The sequence below is a fragment of the Polynucleobacter rarus genome (assembly GCF_003072505.1).
GTDB classification, from domain to species: Bacteria; Pseudomonadota; Gammaproteobacteria; order Burkholderiales; family Burkholderiaceae; genus Polynucleobacter; species Polynucleobacter rarus.
In genome coordinates this window covers 2,444,044-2,460,814 of the sequence record NZ_NTGB01000001.1, presented here as the reverse complement: position 1 = coordinate 2,460,814, position 16,771 = coordinate 2,444,044, and the positions used below count along the sequence as shown (strand labels likewise).

The 16,771-nt window shown below is 42.0% G+C and carries 14 protein-coding genes; 13 read left to right on the top strand and 1 reads right to left on the bottom strand.

Going from position 1 to position 16,771, the window contains the following annotated elements; all coding sequences use genetic code 11:
* The first annotated feature begins 1 nt into the window (after position 1).
* The 13 genes from AOC35_RS11765 (at position 2) to lpxC (ending at position 16,096) form a co-directional block, all read left to right on the top strand.
* Positions 2 to 1,564 carry a UDP-N-acetylmuramoyl-L-alanyl-D-glutamate--2,6-diaminopimelate ligase gene (locus AOC35_RS11765; RefSeq protein WP_245898504.1) on the top strand — a complete coding sequence of 521 codons (1,563 nt, stop codon included), beginning with the start codon at positions 2 to 4 and terminating at the stop codon, positions 1,562 to 1,564.
* Positions 1,561 to 3,111 (top strand): UDP-N-acetylmuramoyl-tripeptide--D-alanyl-D-alanine ligase, encoded by a 1,551-nt coding sequence (locus AOC35_RS11760; protein ID WP_245898503.1) that lies wholly within the window; start codon positions 1,561 to 1,563, stop codon positions 3,109 to 3,111. The genes AOC35_RS11765 and AOC35_RS11760 overlap by 4 nt, the downstream gene beginning before the upstream one ends.
* Positions 3,096 to 4,265, top strand: coding sequence for a phospho-N-acetylmuramoyl-pentapeptide-transferase (gene mraY, locus AOC35_RS11755; protein WP_108647259.1), 1,170 nt, complete (start codon positions 3,096 to 3,098; stop codon positions 4,263 to 4,265). Before AOC35_RS11760 ends, mraY begins: the two co-directional genes overlap by 16 nt.
* A 2-nt stretch (positions 4,266 to 4,267) precedes the next feature.
* Complete coding sequence (gene murD, locus AOC35_RS11750) at positions 4,268 to 5,878, top strand: UDP-N-acetylmuramoyl-L-alanine--D-glutamate ligase (protein ID WP_108647258.1); 1,611 nt, start codon at positions 4,268 to 4,270, stop codon at positions 5,876 to 5,878.
* 23 nt (positions 5,879 to 5,901) lie between these two features.
* Positions 5,902 to 7,161 (top strand): putative lipid II flippase FtsW, encoded by a 1,260-nt coding sequence (gene ftsW, locus AOC35_RS11745; protein ID WP_108648826.1) that lies wholly within the window; start codon positions 5,902 to 5,904, stop codon positions 7,159 to 7,161.
* Positions 7,158 to 8,240 carry an undecaprenyldiphospho-muramoylpentapeptide beta-N-acetylglucosaminyltransferase gene (gene murG / locus AOC35_RS11740; RefSeq protein ID WP_108647257.1) on the top strand — a complete coding sequence of 361 codons (1,083 nt, stop codon included), beginning with the start codon at positions 7,158 to 7,160 and terminating at the stop codon, positions 8,238 to 8,240. Before ftsW ends, murG begins: the two co-directional genes overlap by 4 nt.
* A complete protein-coding gene (murC, locus tag AOC35_RS11735) occupies positions 8,237 to 9,706 on the top strand; it encodes a UDP-N-acetylmuramate--L-alanine ligase (RefSeq protein WP_108647256.1) in 1,470 nt (489 codons plus the stop codon). Before murG ends, murC begins: the two co-directional genes overlap by 4 nt.
* Positions 9,699 to 10,760 carry a D-alanine--D-alanine ligase gene (locus AOC35_RS11730; protein WP_108647255.1) on the top strand — a complete coding sequence of 354 codons (1,062 nt, stop codon included), beginning with the start codon at positions 9,699 to 9,701 and terminating at the stop codon, positions 10,758 to 10,760. The genes murC and AOC35_RS11730 overlap by 8 nt, the downstream gene beginning before the upstream one ends.
* Complete coding sequence (locus AOC35_RS11725) at positions 10,757 to 11,872, top strand: cell division protein FtsQ/DivIB (protein ID WP_108647254.1); 1,116 nt, start codon at positions 10,757 to 10,759, stop codon at positions 11,870 to 11,872. The genes AOC35_RS11730 and AOC35_RS11725 overlap by 4 nt, the downstream gene beginning before the upstream one ends.
* Positions 11,872 to 13,101 (top strand): cell division protein FtsA, encoded by a 1,230-nt coding sequence (ftsA, locus tag AOC35_RS11720; protein ID WP_108647253.1) that lies wholly within the window; start codon positions 11,872 to 11,874, stop codon positions 13,099 to 13,101. Before AOC35_RS11725 ends, ftsA begins: the two co-directional genes overlap by 1 nt.
* 64 nt (positions 13,102 to 13,165) lie before the next feature.
* Complete coding sequence (gene ftsZ / locus AOC35_RS11715; protein ID WP_108647252.1) at positions 13,166 to 14,506, top strand: cell division protein FtsZ; 1,341 nt, start codon at positions 13,166 to 13,168, stop codon at positions 14,504 to 14,506.
* Positions 14,507 to 14,638: 132 nt separating this feature from the next.
* Positions 14,639 to 15,139, top strand: a complete 501-nt coding sequence (locus AOC35_RS11710) for a peroxiredoxin (protein ID WP_108647251.1) — start codon at positions 14,639 to 14,641, stop codon at positions 15,137 to 15,139.
* Between the two features lie 39 nt (positions 15,140 to 15,178).
* Positions 15,179 to 16,096, top strand: a complete 918-nt coding sequence (gene lpxC / locus AOC35_RS11705) for a UDP-3-O-acyl-N-acetylglucosamine deacetylase (protein ID WP_108647250.1) — start codon at positions 15,179 to 15,181, stop codon at positions 16,094 to 16,096.
* Positions 16,097 to 16,114: 18 nt separating this feature from the next.
* On the opposite strand, the gene AOC35_RS11700 is transcribed toward lpxC, so the two are convergent.
* Complete coding sequence (locus tag AOC35_RS11700; RefSeq protein ID WP_108647249.1) at positions 16,115 to 16,624, bottom strand: hypothetical protein; 510 nt, start codon at positions 16,622 to 16,624, stop codon at positions 16,115 to 16,117.
* Positions 16,625 to 16,771: the final 147 nt, after the last annotated feature.

Below are 16,771 nucleotides of genomic sequence, written 5' to 3'. Positions count from 1 at the left end.
ATTGAACTCTAAAAATCTCTCCTCGATATTTGAAGATATAGAAAATACCCTCTATAGCCAGGTGGATCGTGGCGCAAATTTATCCGCAGATACGCGCTTATTAGCGCCGGGGGATGTATTTTTAGCTTATCCAGTTGGTTTTGGAGTGGGCCTGAGTGATAACCGAATGCACATTCCAACTGCTTTAGAAAAAGGGGTTGCGCTCGTTTTATACGATACAGAAAATTGGCTTGAGACAGAATTACTTTCTGCCAGAGAAGTATTGGGTGATCCTCGGTGCATCCCAGTCCCTGATTTAGGAAAAATAGCGAGTGAAATTGCGAACCGCTGGTATGGTAATCCTTCAGCAGAACTAGACATTATTGGTGTTACTGGCACGAATGGTAAAACAACAATTACGCATTGGTTAGCCCAGGCCTTTGGTAAAAGTCATTTAACTGCAATTGCTGGCACGATGGGTTATGGCAGTATTGATGATCTGCAAACAACGGGCTATACCACCCCTGACGCGCCTAGAGTGCAAAGGATGTTAGCTGAGTTGCGAGAGCAAAAATTTAAAACGGTTGCGATGGAAGTATCTTCACATGCTCTTGATCAAGGCAGAGTGGACGGCGTTCAAATTAATACAGCAATATTTAGTAATTTAACTCAGGATCATCTCGATTATCACCAGGATATGGCTGCTTATGAAGCAGCGAAGTTTGAATTATTTAGAAGAGCAAATTTAAAAAATATTGTTTTGAATCTGGAAGACGAGACTGGACTAGTGTGGGCGCAAAAATTAATTGGCCATTCGAAGGCAAGAATTACAGTTTATGGACAAGCCCAACATTTTGCAAAATTAACCGAAGATCAACAGAGTAAATCTTTTCCGGTTTTGTATGAGTTAAAAGCAATTAGTCGGTCTGGGATGTTAGTAAAAGTGGATACTCGAGATCAGAACTTTAATTTAACGATTCCGACATTAGGTGGTTTTAATATTCAAAATGCATTAGCAGTAATCAGCACCTTATTAGCTTATGCGATGCCAGTTGAAAAAATCATTAAAAACATTGAACAACTCAAGTCAGTTCCTGGTCGCATGGAAATGATTAATCTAGGTGATAAGTTAATGCCACTTACGATTGTTGATTTTGCTCACACTCCTGATGGTTTAGCTAAGACTTTAAATACCCTTTTACCTGTTGCCAAGCAAAGAGGCGGTCAATTGATTTGTGTGTTTGGTTGTGGTGGTAATCGTGACATGGCGAAACGCCCACTCATGGGTCAAATTGCTACTGAAATTGCCAATAAAGTAATTCTGACTAGTGACAATCCGCGCAATGAAGATCCGATGCAGATTATCACAAGTATCTTGCAAGGAATACCTGAAAATGAAAAATCGAGGGTGAGTGTTTTAGAAGATCGAGCATTTGCAATTTTAAATACGGTCAGAACAGCTCAAGTCAATGATGTCATTGTTATTGCAGGTAAAGGGCACGAAACAACGCAGGAAGTAATGGGTAAAAAATTCCCGTTTTCTGATCAGGATCATTTACGACTCGCCTTAAGGAGGGTTGTATGACAACGCAGTTCTTAACGATGCGATCTATCAGCCAGTATCTCCCTGAAGCGGTGATGATGCATGCTGATCTGGTATTGGATCAGCCACTCAAAAGGATTGTGACCGATAGTCGCAAAATTTTGAAAGATGATTTTTTTGTGGCAATTGCTGGCGAAAAATTTGATGCGCATGATTTTTTAACTCAAGTACAGCAAGCCGGTGCAATAGGTTCCCTAATTAGCGATGCTGCTAAGGCTCCTGAGCAATTACCAGTGGCGTTGGTTAACAATACCGTCTTAGCGCTTGGTAAACTGGCCAAAGCCTGGCGCTTAGAGTTGGCTCCAACAGTAGTGGTAGTAACCGGTAGCAATGGTAAAACCACTGTAAAAGAAATGATTGCCAGTATTTTTAGGGCTGCTGTAGGTCAAGAACATAGTTTATCTACCGACGGCAATTTAAATAACGAAATTGGTTTGCCCCTGACTTTACTGCGCCTCACCAGTGAACACCAATTAGCTGTGATTGAACTTGGTATGAATCATCCTGGCGAGACAAAAGCCTTGGCCGAAATTGCTTCGCCAAATATAACTTTGATTAACAATGCACAAAGAGAACATCAAGAGTTCATGCAAACGGTGGAAGCGGTTGCGCAGGAGCATGCCTTAGCGATCCAAGCTTTGCCAACGGATGGGTGTGCCGTGTTTCCGAGTGACAGCCCCTATGCCGATATTTGGTATGGGGTAGCAAAGGGTAGGCCAATCTTTACATTTGCCTTCAATACTGAGGCAACTCAAAACCAATCGCAAGGTCAAACCGATGTGACTGGGCGTTGGCATGAAAAAGGTCAATTAGAAATTAGTTCACCCCACTGGTCAACGAACGCGTTGGTGCAGTTAAAAACTTTGGGCGATCATAATGCAAAAAATGCCTTAGCTGCTACAGCGGTTGGATTAGCTGCTGGTGTCTCAAAAGAAGCGATTATCCAAGGCTTAGAAGCTTTTGAAGCGGTTGGTGGTCGGATGCGCAAACTAGAAATAAAAATTGGTAAAACATGCATTACTCTCGTGGATGACACCTACAATGCTAATCCAGATTCTGTGCTTGCAGCGATTCAAGCAATTGAAGATTTACCCGGTAAACATTGGTTAGTGTTGGGGGATATGGGTGAGGTTGGAGACCAAGGTCCAGTGTTTCATCGTGAAATCGGTGAATATGCAGCTCAACATCAAATTGATCAGTTATGGACAATCGGCGAACTGAGTTCCTTTACCGAGGAAGCATTTGCTCAGGTTAAAGCCCTGTCCCTGAAAAATAGTAGCAAGGTCGGTCAACACTGCAATTCAATAGAGCAATTAACTAGCCAGTTAACGGATCAACTCATGGCATCGGCTGTGCAACTTGATTCAAGCCCAAGCCAAACATCAAGCCAAACCAGAAGCCAAACCACAAGCCAAACCACAAGCCTTGTGCCATCACTCGTGATCTTAGTGAAGGGATCACGCTTTACTAAAATGGAACGGGTTATCCAACACTTACTCAGCATGGAGGATCAATGTTACTCATCCTAGCCCAGTGGTTGCAAAGTGATTATGGATTCTTAAGAGTTGTAAATTACATCACATTTAGAGCCGTGATGGCGACTCTGACAGCTTTACTGATTGGTTTGGTATTTGGACCGTGGGTGATTCGGCAATTAACGCTTTTAAAGGTTGGTCAGGCGGTAAGGCAAGATGGACCAAAAACACATCTCATTAAAACAGGAACTCCCACCATGGGTGGTGTTTTGATTTTAATTGGCATTGCGATTTCAACACTCTTATGGGCAGATTTATCAAATCGATTTATTTGGGCTGTTTTGTGGGTGACTTTAGGCTTTGGAATTATTGGCTGGGTAGATGATTACCGTAAAGTGGTTTACAAAAATCCAAAAGGAATGAGCTCTAGTGAAAAATATTTTTGGCAATCTCTGATTGGATTTGTAGCAGCGATCTATCTTGTTTTTGCTATTACAGATTTTAGTAATATTAGTTTTATTAACTCCCTGTTGCGCTGGAAAAATCAAGGAGTCACCTTAGGATTGCCAAATAATTTAAATTTAGTGGTGCCCTTTTTTAAAGAAATCAGCTATCCATTAGGCTCAATTGGGTTTGTCATTCTTACTTATTTAGTCATTGTAGGTAGTAGTAATGCTGTGAATTTAACCGATGGCTTAGACGGTCTAGTTATTATGCCAGTGATATTAGTGGCGGCCGCCCTCGGCGTTTTCGCCTATGTTTCGGGTAATACGATTTACGCCAAATATCTTCTATTTCCATTTATCCCAGGTACCGGTGAATTACTGATTTTCTGTGGCGCAATTGGTGGAGCAGGCTTAGCTTTCTTATGGTTCAATGCCCATCCAGCGCAAGTGTTTATGGGTGATGTTGGCGCTTTAGCGCTTGGCGGTGCCTTAGGTACGATTGCCGTCATTGTTCGGCAGGAGATAGTCCTGTTCATTATGGGTGGAATTTTTGTGGTGGAAACCTTGTCCGTTATCTTACAAGTAACGTGGTTCAAGTACACCAAAAGAAAATATGGTGAAGGGCGACGTATCTTTAAGATGGCACCGTTACATCATCATTTTGAATTAAGTGGCTGGAAAGAAACACAAGTAGTAGTGCGCTTTTGGATCATTACGATCATCCTAGTATTAATTGGCCTATCGAGTCTCAAGTTACGATAACGATGAATACCTTTAATACCTCCCAGCCTCTCAACCAAGCATTTGGTCAGTATTCTGATCAGTGTAAGGTTTTGGTCATGGGGCTCGGCGAATCTGGTCAGGCGATGGCAAAGTGGGCATTAGCCCAGGGTGCTCAAGTCATGATGCATGATACGAGAGAAGAGGTGAGTTTAGGTGAGGGGCTTCATCGCCGTACCCAAGAATTACTTCAGCTAGGTGTTTCGAGCATTAGTTTTGGTAGTAATTTATCTGAAATCGATTGGACGGATGTCAAAATTTTGGCAATGAGTCCGGGCATTTCTCCGCTTGATCCATTAATAGAACCATGCCTTCGTCAAGCTCAGGAAAGCCAGATTACGATTTGGGGAGAGTTAGATTTTTTCACTAAGGCTCTAAGCAGTTTAGAGGATACTTACGCATATAGTCCAAAGGTAATTGCAATCACTGGTACCAATGGCAAGACCACTACAACGGCTTTAACTGGAGTAATCTGTGCCAAGTCGGGCAAAAGTGTCGCCATTGCTGGCAATATTAGTCCGTCGCTCTTGGATAAACTCACGGAGTGCCTAGCGCAAAACACATTACCTGACATTTGGGTATTGGAGTTATCGAGTTATCAACTGTATTACAGTCAGGACTTTAATCCTCATGCTGCCACTATCTTAAATATATCTGAGGATCACCTCGATTGGCATTTAAGTATGGAGCATTATGTCAATGCAAAAGCCAAAATATTTGGACAAAATACAATCCCCATTATTAATCGGGATGATGCCACAGTAATGCGTTTATTTACGGATGCGGACTGGGCGAAAAAACGCATTATCAGCTTCGGTATGAATCAGCCTTTAGAACCTGATTCATTTGGGATTAAGAGTGATATGGGCGGTGCAATTGATTGGTTGGCATGGGCTCCACCAGTAGAAGAATTCGAAGGTAACCAGCTAATTAAAGTCAGAAGAACCAAGAAATCTCAAGCTGCACTAGATGAAGAACCGTTATTAATTAAACATTTAATTCCTGCGGATGCGCTGCTGATTAAGGGCCGTCATAACGCTACGAACGCTCTCGCGGCATTGGCCTTAGCGAATGCAATAGGACTAGGTATTGCACAACTTTTACATGGTTTACGGGATTATTCGGGTGAGCCGCACCGCGTTCAAACCATTGCGATTGTGGGTGATGTGGAGTATATCGACGATAGTAAAGGCACTAATGTTGGAGCAGTGATTGCTGCTTTGCAGGGGCTTGGCATGGTTGAGTCACAGGGCGTCAGAAAAATACTATTAATTGCCGGTGGGGATGGCAAGGGCCAAGACTTTAGTCCACTGCGTGAGCCAATCCTAAAATATGTAAAGAACTTATTCTTGATTGGTCGCGACGCAAGCGCGGTTGCAGAACTATTTAATGGTGAGTCACTATCAATTACGATGGCTACGAGCTTAGAAGATGCCGTCAATCAAGCCGCAAGCATTGCAAAAGCCGGTGACCGCGTTTTACTCTCGCCAGCATGTGCTAGTTTTGATATGTTTAAAAATTACAAACATCGAGCTGAAGTCTTTGCCAGTGCTGTGGAAGAGTTAAGTATGCATTCATTGGGGGAGGCGCAATGAAGCTTGTATTAGCCCAAAGTATGATGAACTTAGTGCGTGGATGGAGTACATCGCGCAATCGTTTTGGCGGTGGACTGCGGCAAGGTTTTAACGAGTTCCGTTCCGAGTTAAGAGATGCTACCAAAACAACTACCTATTCGCGCTCAGCGATGGGAGCATGGGATCAGTCCTTGTTATGGTCAGTTGTATTGCTCGTGTTAATGGGTACTGTCATGGTTTACTCAGCTTCCATCACCTTAGCCGATGGAAAAAAATATGCAAATTACAGCAGTACTTATTTTTTAATAAGACATATCTTTTCTCTAGGCATTGCCGTATTTGCAGGTTTGATCGCATATCGCCTACCTAGTAAGGTTTGGGACAAGATTGCTCCTTTACTGTTTATCATTACGGTCCTGATGTTGATTGTGGTTTTAATTCCTGGCTTGGGTAAAGCTGTCAATGGTTCAAAGCGTTGGTTGCCACTGGGTATTATGAATTTTCAGCCGTCTGAGTTGATGAAGTTTGTAGCGGTGATCTTTGCAGCGCATTACACCGTCCGTCGCCAAGAATATTTGCATTCCTTCTTAAAAGGATTTTTACCACTTGGAGCAATTGTTGGCCTCGTGGGCGCTTTATTACTTTGGGAGCCTGACATGGGCGCCTTTATGGTTGTCGCTGCCATCGCAATGGGTATTTTGTTTTTGGGTGGTATTAATGCCAAACTATTTAGTTACTTAATCTTAGTTGGAGTGGCTGCATTTGGTTTAATTGTTGCCACTTCGAGGTTTAGAAGAGAACGTATCTTTGCCTTTTTAAATCCATGGACAGAAGAACATGCGCAGGGTAAAGCCTACCAATTAACCCACTCATTGATGGCATTTGGGCGAGGTGAGTGGTTTGGTGTGGGTTTGGGGGGCAGTATTGAAAAACAACATTATTTACCAGAGGCGCATACCGATTTCATTCTTGCTGTCATCGGTGAAGAGCTAGGTTTTGTGGGTGTATTGGTAGTAATTATAGTTTTTTATTACATTGTAAGAAGATGCTTCATGATTGGCAGAACCTGCTTACAACTCGATCGCAGTTTTGCTGGGTTGGTTGCAAAAGGCATTGGTATCTGGATTGGTTGGCAATGTTTTATAAACATGGGCGTCAATCTGGGCTTATTACCTACCAAGGGACTTACCTTACCTTTGGTTAGTTATGGTGGCTCTGGCTTATTAATGAACGCAGTGGCCATTGGTGTACTTCTAAAAATTGATGCAGAAAACCGTGCCTTGATGCGAGGTGCCAAAATATGACGACATTGACCCCGTTATCTAAATGTATCTTGATTATGGCTGGCGGCACTGGGGGACATATTTTCCCTGGGCTTGCGGTAGCAGAATATTTACGTTTAGAAGGTTGGCGTGTCCATTGGTTAGGCAATCCGAATGGTATGGAATATGAATTAGTCAAAAAATCTGGATTTGCTTTTGAGCCAATTATCTTTGGTGGAGTTCGGGGTAAGGGTCTGTTGGTAAAACTAAAATTACCGATGAATTTATACAGAGCGATGTGGCAAAGTTTCGGTGTGATGCGCAAAATTAAGCCAACGGTCATGCTAGGTATGGGCGGCTATGTCAGTTTCCCAGGAGCTTTGGTCGGCGTTTTGAGCGGAATTCCATTAGTTTTACATGAGCAAAACTCGGTTGCTGGTATGGCGAATAAAGTGTTGTCCAACTTAGCTCGAAAAGTATTATGTGCTTTTCCTAAAGCTTTATCCAAAGGTCAATGGGTAGGTAACCCCTTACGATCAGACTTATTACAATTACCAAACCCTACTGAGCGATATAGTAATCGAACTGGGGTACTAAAAGTACTGGTAGTGGGCGGTAGTTTAGGGGCGTCAGCCTTAAATGAGACTGTGCCAAAAGCCTTGCATTTAATTCCGCAAGAAATAAGACCTGAAGTGGTGCATCAAGCAGGCTCCAAACACCTTGAGCAATTGACGAATAATTATCAAACGCAGGGCGTAGAGGCTCAGCTCGTTCCTTTTATTGAAAACATGGCAGAAGCTTATGGCAATGCTGATCTAGTGATTTGCCGTGCTGGAGCGATGACGATTAGTGAACTTGCTGCATGTGGTGTGCCATCTTTATTAGTACCATTTCCATCGGCAGTGGATGATCATCAAACTACAAATGCCCAATACTTATCGTCGGTCGGCGCTGCCAAATTAATTACTCAAAAAGATTTAACTCCGCAAATTTTGGCAGATTGGTTAATGAGTTTAGACCGCAAAGATTTATTGGTAATGGCTCAAAATGCTTTAAAACAAGCGAAGCCTTTTGCTACGCAAAGTGTGGCTGAAATATGCAAAGAAGTGAGTAACGCATGAAACACATAGTTCAACATATCCATTTTGTCGGCATCGGTGGTGCTGGAATGAGTGGTATCGCAGAAGTACTATTAAACCTTGGCTATCGCGTAAGTGGATCTGATATTCAAGAGAGTAGTACTACCCAACGATTAGCTGAATATGGAGCCCAAATCCAAATTGGTCATCATGCTGATAATATTGGCGATGCTGAAGCAGTTGTGATTTCTACGGCTGTAACAGGAGATAATCCAGAAATATTAGCAGCGAGAGCTGCCTCCATCCCGGTCATTCAACGAGCAGTAATGTTGGGCGAATTAATGCGCCTCAAACAAGGAATTGCCATTGCCGGCACACATGGTAAGACCACTACTACGAGTTTAGTTGCCTCAATCCTAGCAGAAGGCCAACTTGATCCAACGTTTGTAATTGGTGGAAAGTTAACTTCTGCAGGTGCAAATGCGCGCTTAGGAACGGGTGACTTTATCGTAGCCGAAGCAGACGAGTCAGATGCGTCGTTTTTAAATTTACTACCTGTGATGGAAGTTATTACCAATATTGATGCTGATCATATGGAAACGTATCAGCACTCGATGCCAAGATTAAAACAAGCCTTTGTGCAATTTACACAAAGAATGCCTTTTTATGGCATTGCCATCTTGTGCGTAGATGATGCCAATGTCAGGGATATGTTGCCATTTGTTTCACAATCAGTTCTGAAATACGGTCTTTCCGAAGATGCTGATGTGATGGCCCATGATGTGACAGCAGTTGGGGCAACCATGCAATTTGCCGTTACTCGAAGAACTATTCGCCGCCATGGTCCAAAGCCAAGTACACTGCAAATTACCTTAAATTTACCTGGTTTACATAATGTTCGAAATGCTCTAGCAGCAATTGGGGTTGCGACAGAGTTAGGTGTCTCGGACGCAGCGATTGTCAAAGCTTTGGGAGAATTTAAAGGCGTTGGTAGAAGATTTACTCAATATGGCGATATTAGTATTCCAAATAAGCCAGATAATAAGAATGCAAGATTTACTTTAATTGATGATTACGGACATCATCCCGTAGAAATGGCAGCGACCTTATCTGCAGCAAGGGGTGCGTATCCGAACAGAAGATTGGTCTTGGCCTTCCAACCCCATCGCTACACCCGGACAAGGGACTGCTTTGGTGAATTTGTAAAAGTACTTCATCAATTCGACGCACTTGTTTTAACCGAGGTTTATCCAGCGGGAGAACCTAAAATAAAAGGCGCTGATAGTCATAGCCTATTAGAAGCTCTGCGGACATCCATAGCGAAAGAGCCAGCCGGTTGCTTACATGCTGAGCAGATGGTGTTAGAAAAAGATATGAAGTTATTGGCGCAAACCATTTTAAGTCAGGTACAAGATGGCGATGTTGTCATTACGATGGGTGCCGGTTCCATTTCTGCTGTGCCAAATCAAATTATTCAGGCAGTCAAGCAAGGGGGTGTCAATGAATAATAGACATGGACAAACTCAAGCAGCTCGACTATCGCAATGGGTCATAGAAGTAAAGGCAAAATTAGCAGCTCTTCAACCCGAATCACTCGGTAAAGTAGGTGTGTTGATGGGTGGGTTTTCAGGTGAAAGAGAAATCTCGCTTCAGTCTGGATCAGGAGTACTCAAAGCTTTGTTAGATAGTGGTGTGAATGCGGTAAGTTTTGACCCATTCCAAGAACCCATTGAGACCATCGTTAACCATCATTTTGACCGCGTAATGATTTCATTGCATGGCCGATTTGGTGAGGACGGTACCATGCAAGGCTTGTTAGAGCAATTGGGTATTCCTTATACAGGAAGCGGTGTAATGGCCTCTGCGATGGCAATTGATAAGCAAACAACTAAACAAATTTGGTTAAGTCATGGTTTATCGACCCCGAAATATGTAATGCTTCATGCGCATACCAATTGGGCAAAAGTGGTCGAAGAGTTAGGTTTACCTTTAATTGTGAAACCCGCGCGAGAGGGATCTTCCCTCGGTTTAACAAAGGTCAATCAAGCGAGTGAATTAGCAGCAGCTTATCAATTAGCTGCTGTGATGGATCAAGACGTGATGGCGGAACAGTGCATTATTGGTGATGAGTTAACTTGTCCAGTTATGGGCGAAGGCGTCTTTGCCCAAGCATTACCGCTTATTAAAATAGTCGCCCCAGCGGCAAAGTATGACTATCACAATAAATACTTCTCTGATGACACGAAGTATTTATGTCCAACGGGCTTAGATCCTTTATTAGAAGAAAAGATTCAAGAACTAGTGGTGAAGTCTTACCAAGTATTAGGTTGTTCAGGTTGGGGTCGGGCAGACGTGATGGTGGATAAAAATACCCAAACGCCTTATTTATTGGAAATGAATACTTCACCCGGCATGACTAGCCATTCATTAGTGCCAATGGCTGCCAAAGCTGCAGGCCTAAGTTATGCAGAGTTAGTTCTTTGGATTGTGATGAACGCCAAATTATCGAATGGGATGAATAGAAAAGGGATGTTGGAAAAATTAGTTGAGGTAGATAAATGAGATCCTCAAGTATCCCTATAAGAAATACGCATAGACAGACCCAGAATAACCAGTCTTTAGGTGAGTTACTGGGTCAATGGTTTATCACTACTATGAAATCGATGTTCTCTGGTTTACTGGTTATTCTTGTGTTTATCATTTCACCTATCTGGAATTATCCAGAACGAATGAAGCAATTAACGCAATGGTTAGTGATTAGCCTAGGCGCGATAACTATTCTTTGGGGGCTCTACTGGATTGGTCAAAGACCAGTTTTCAATATTGAACAAATTTCAGTGCAATCTGCAAATGAGCAAGATTTAGAACATATTAAAGTTCCGATGGTTAAAGCAAAGGCTATTAGTCAATTTAGTGGGAATTTCTTTACCTTGAGACTCGATCAAGCTCGCGCAGCCTTTGAAGAAATGCCATGGGTCAGAGTCGCAAGTGTGAGAAGGGTATGGCCTAACCAAATACAAGTATCGATTGAAGAGCATGAGCCAGTAGGAGTATGGCTTGGACAAAATGGCCCAGAGTTGATGAATAACTATGGTGAGTTATTTACCGTGAATCTAGCTGAGGCAAACGATAGGAAAAATTTAGTGATTTTTCAGGGACCACCGAATAGTAATAAAGAGGTTTTAGGTCTATATCAACAATTAGAGGAATGGTTTAAGAAACACGATTCAAAAATCGTGGCACTGACATTAAGTCCAAGATATGCATGGTCGGTAAAACTTGATAACGGTTTAACTTTTGAGTTGGGGCGGGATCAAACTGATAAAGATCGTAAACAAATCACGGAACGCTTAGATAAGTTTTTTAGACTCTGGCCAGAGTTAGAGAAACAATTAACGGGTCCGGTTGATTACGTTGATCTTCGATACAACGAAGGGTTCTCTTTAGGCGCGTCATCTAAATCTGATCATAAGGCAAATGAATTCAAATTGGCCGGATTGAATCAACGCTTTACTACGCCTTCTGTAGAAGGAGATGAAGATTCAGAAGGATTTGAAAAACCCCTCAATATAAAAAAGCAAGCACCGAAAGCAGAACCTAAAGCGGTAGCAACGTTAAATAATCGAGAAGTTAAAAAAGTAAAACAAAGTGAACAAATTGGAAGTAAATATTAATGAGTAAAGACCATCGTAACTTACTAGTTGCTTTAGACATAGGCACATCGAAAGTTCTTGCTCTCGTTGCAGAAATAGAACCCGATGGCGAGTTTAATGTGATCGGCATCGGTAATGCACCCTCAGAAGGTATTAAAAAAGGTGTTGTCGTAAATATAGAAGATACAGTGCAATCAATTCAAAAAGCATTAGAAGAAGCTGAGGTGATGGCACAGTGTCGGGTTGAAAATGTATTTACTGGCATTGCCGGTAACCACGTACAAAGTTTTAATACCAAGGGAATGGTTGCGATTCGTGACAAAGAAGTAAGCGCTGCAGATTTGGAACGAGTCCATGAAAATGCCAAACCGATCAATATTCAAACAGATCAGCAAGTACTCCATATGTTAATCCAGGAGTACTTAATCGATAACCAGGACGGTGTCAGAGATCCGATTGGGATGAACGGACAAAAATTAGAGGTGAATGCGCATATCGTCACGGGAGCAGTCAGTGCTGTTCAAAATATTATTAAATGTATTCGTCGGTGTGGCTTAGAAATCAATGCCTTGGTGTTGCAACCACTATGCTCCAGTTTGGCGGTATTAACGAAGGATGAAAAAGAGTTAGGAGTCGTATTAGTTGATATTGGTGGTGGTACAACGGATATTGCTGTGTACTTTCAGGGGGTGATTCAATATACCGAAATTATTCCCTTGGGCGGTGATCAAATTACGAATGATATTGCCATGGCGCTCAGAACACCCACAATCGATGCAGAAGATTTAAAAATATCTCACGGCATCGCTAAACAGGCATTAGCGAATTCCACTGCCATGATCGATGTTCCTGGGATTGGTGAGCGGGAATACCGTCCTATTTCTAAACAGTCATTAGCGGCTGTGATCGAACCGAGAATGGAAGAATTATTTAAATTTGTAGTGGAATCTTTAGAGCATTCTGGATTTTCACAAATGACCCCTTCAGGGGTAGTTCTAACTGGTGGAACAGTGATGATGCCGGGTGTGATTGAACTTGCTGAAGAAGTCTTTAACAAGCCCGCAAGAATTGGATACCCAGAATATAACGGGCAATTTAAAGAGGTTTTGAGAAATCCTAAATTTGCAACAGGTATTGGATTACTTCGTGAAGGCAGAACACAAATTGTTTTAGGCCAACAAGAATTAGAAGCGCGTCCCTTACGAGGTGCATTCCAAAGAGCAAAAGAATGGTTTTTAGGTAATTTTTAAAAGAATTGAAATAAAGAGTTTATTAAGTAGTCGTCAATGTAGTACATAAATAGGAGGTAACAAAATGGAGTTTGAAATGTTAGAAGCTGATACAGCTGGAAAAACCAATATCCGAGTGATTGGAGTTGGTGGAGCTGGGGGCAATGCTGTGCAACACATGATTCGTCGTGGTGTGCAGGGCGTTGAATTTATTTGTATGAATACAGATGCCGGGGCGTTAAAACGTTCTAAAGCTGAAACCAATTTGCAGTTGGGGTTAACGGGATTAGGCGCAGGGGCAAAGCCTGATGTAGGCGCTAGTTCTGCTATCGAAGCAAAAGCAAGAATTGCAGATGTATTACAGGGCGCTCATATGGTATTCATTACTGCAGGTATGGGTGGTGGAACCGGTACTGGGGCAGCACCGATCGTTGCGCAAATAGCAAAAGAAATGGGTATTTTGACTGTTGGAGTCGTGAGTAAGCCATTTGATTTTGAGGGTGCCAGAAGATCACGTATTGCCGAAGAAGGCGCTTTAGAACTCGAAAAACACGTTGACTCATTAATTGTTGTGCTAAATGAAAAACTGTTCCAAGTGATGGGTGAAGATGCAGAAATGGATAAAGCATTTAGTACAGCGGATGATGTTTTGCATAACGCAGTAGCTGGTATTGCAGAAATCATTAATGAACAAGGCTTAATTAACGTCGACTTTGAAGATGTGAAAACGGTCATGAGTGAACAAGGTAAAGCCATGATGGGAACGGCAACTGTTTCAGGCGTGGATCGTGCAAGACTTGCTGCAGAAGCAGCAGTTGCTTCACCATTGTTAGAGGGTGTGAACTTATCAGGTGCACGTGGAGTTCTCGTCAATATTACGGCGAGCCGAACATTACGTTTATCTGAGACCAGAGAAGTTATGTCAGCTATTCGTGGTTACGCGGCGGAAGATGCCACGATTATCTTTGGTACGGTTTACGATGAATCCTTAAGTGATGCAATCCGAGTAACGGTCGTTGCTACTGGCTTAAATGGTCCAAGAAAAGCACAAAACGAATCGAATGTTGAGATTGTTTGGACTAATAAAGCCACAGGAACTTATGGTCCTCAGTCTGCAGTGCCAGTAACTGGATTAACTGAGTATGCCCCAGTAAGTCCAATCACAGTGAATGCTCATCAAACGATGGTCGCTTCGAACTTTGCAAATCTGCAAAGTGTACCTAATTATGAAATGAATATCCCAGTATTGTCAGAGCCGAGCCAAATGAATGCACAACCTAGCATTTCTCCACAGGTAACACGTCCAAATCCAAGTCGTGGCGTTGGACAGTTAGGTGCAGCTAGTTCGCCTCAAGCAAAAGCAATGTTGGAAAAGGGCGCAGAATTTTTCGAAATTCCCGCTTTTTTAAGAAAGCAAGCTGATTAAGCTCTAGTTGTTGAGTAGTTAAACGCAGTCATATATAAAACAGTATGATTGAACAATTGACAGTAGTGTGCCTCCGTTGACGACGAAAGCACTAATGTCAGTATTTTTTATAACTGAATTGAAGGAGAGAATATGATTGCTGTTCAACAAAAAGTACCCAATGCAACTTTGTATGAGTTTATTTCTGAAGAAACTGAAGGTTGTACCTTAGGCCCTAATGCTTTTCAGGTAGCAGAAATACTAAAAGGTAAAAAAGTAGTAATCTTTGGATTGCCTGGTGCATTTACTCCTATTTGCTCTGCGCAACATGTACCTGGTTATGTAGAACATGCTGCTGCAATCAAAGCAAAAGGTGTTAATGAAATTTGGTGTGTATCCGTAAACGATGCTTTTGTGATGGGTGCATGGGGTAAAGATCTTCAGGTTGGTAAAGCAGTACGAATGATGTCAGACGGTAGTGCAGAATTAACGAAAGCGCTTGGACTAGAGTTAGACCTAGTTGCACGCGGTTTAGGCATTCGTTCACAACGCTATTTAATGATTGTGAATGACGGTGTGGTCGAGCATTTAGCGGTTGAAGCAGCCGGAAAGTTTGAAGTCAGTGATGCCGCCTCTGCTTTAAAAAGCTTATAATCCTCATTTTTTCACGTATCGACAGGTGTATTGCAGCTTATGTTAAAACAAACCACCATTGCTGAACCAATTAAGACGGTCGGGATTGGGCTGCACTCAGGAACAAAATCTAATTTGTTCCTGAAGCCTGCACCAGTTGATACGGGTATTGTGTTTATTCGTATTGATCAAGAACCTCAAACTCCGATTCCTGCAAAAGCAGAAAATATTACTGACACACGCTTAGCCAGTGTTTTACAGATAGGCGAGCATCGAATCTCAACCGTAGAGCACTTATTGTCTGCTTGTTCTGGTCTTGGCATTGATAACTTAATTGTCGAAATCAATGGTGAAGAGATTCCGATTATGGATGGTAGCGCCGCATCCTTTTTGTTCTTGCTGCAGTCAGCCGGTCTAAAAATCCAAGAAGCCCCTAAAAAATTCATCAAAATCAAAGAATTAATTGAAGTTAGAGAAGGTGACAAATTGGCAAGATTAGAGCCATTTGATGGCTTTAAATTAGATTTTACGATTGACTTTAAGCACCCAGCACTTGATAAGACCGGCCAGCGATGCATCATTGATTTTGCTAACACGACTTATGTCAAAGAGATTGGTCGAGCAAGAACCTTCGGCTTTGCTCATGAAGTGGAAGCCCTTAGAGAAATGGGACTAGCTCGGGGCGGAAGTTTAGATAATGCTATTGTGCTCGATGAACATCGGATACTTAATAACGAAGAACTACGTTATGAAGATGAGTTTGTCAGACATAAAATCTTAGATGCTATCGGCGACCTTTATTTGGCTGGTTATCCGATTATTGGTGTGTATACTGCTGAAAAATCAGGCCATGGCCTCAATAATCAATTGTTGAGGAAGATGTTTGCCACTCCCCAAAGTTATGAAATCGTCCATTTTGATGATATTTCTAAAGCTCCTACTGCTTTTACAGCGCACTTAAATCAAGAAAACGAATAGTACCTACTGCGCAAGAGATTAAGCTGATTTGTTTGCAACTTTTTTAGCGTTAAAGAGTAAAAGTTCAATTGCCTGGTAGGTCGGCGATTCTGGATCAGTGGCCCTTAGTAAGTTTTCCCACGACTGAAACTGTGACGCGGAGAGTGCAATTGGATCCGGTTTAGTCTCTTCCTGACAAGTGTTTTCAGGTTCAAGGTTTGATTTTGGTAAGACTTTTAATTGAATTTCCTTTACAGGAAAGCCAGACTCCCGAAAACAATGCAAAAGACTAGGTAATTTATTTTTTAGCCTTGAGATAATACTAGCTTGACGGGTAAACAAGCGAATCATCCCTTTGTCGTTCATCTCACCAATAAATATATCATTAGAAAAATGACTAAACCCAGTTAAATCAAGAGCTTGGTTCAGGGCAAGTTGATATTTTTGGCGTAATTCAAAATTCGTAAAAACCTCTTTTAAAGGGCTATCCTTTAAATTTTTTGATAGAAGTTCAGAAATTTCGTGAGAACCTAATTGATTATTTGTCATGAATAGATCAATTTCTACAATGAAAAGTCGAGTAAATTTTAGGCAATTTTTGATAACCCTGTGGGAAAATAGCAATTAATCGCTACATTCATGGAAATAATATGCATGAATGATAAACTCTTAGATTGAATTTCTACGAAAAACATC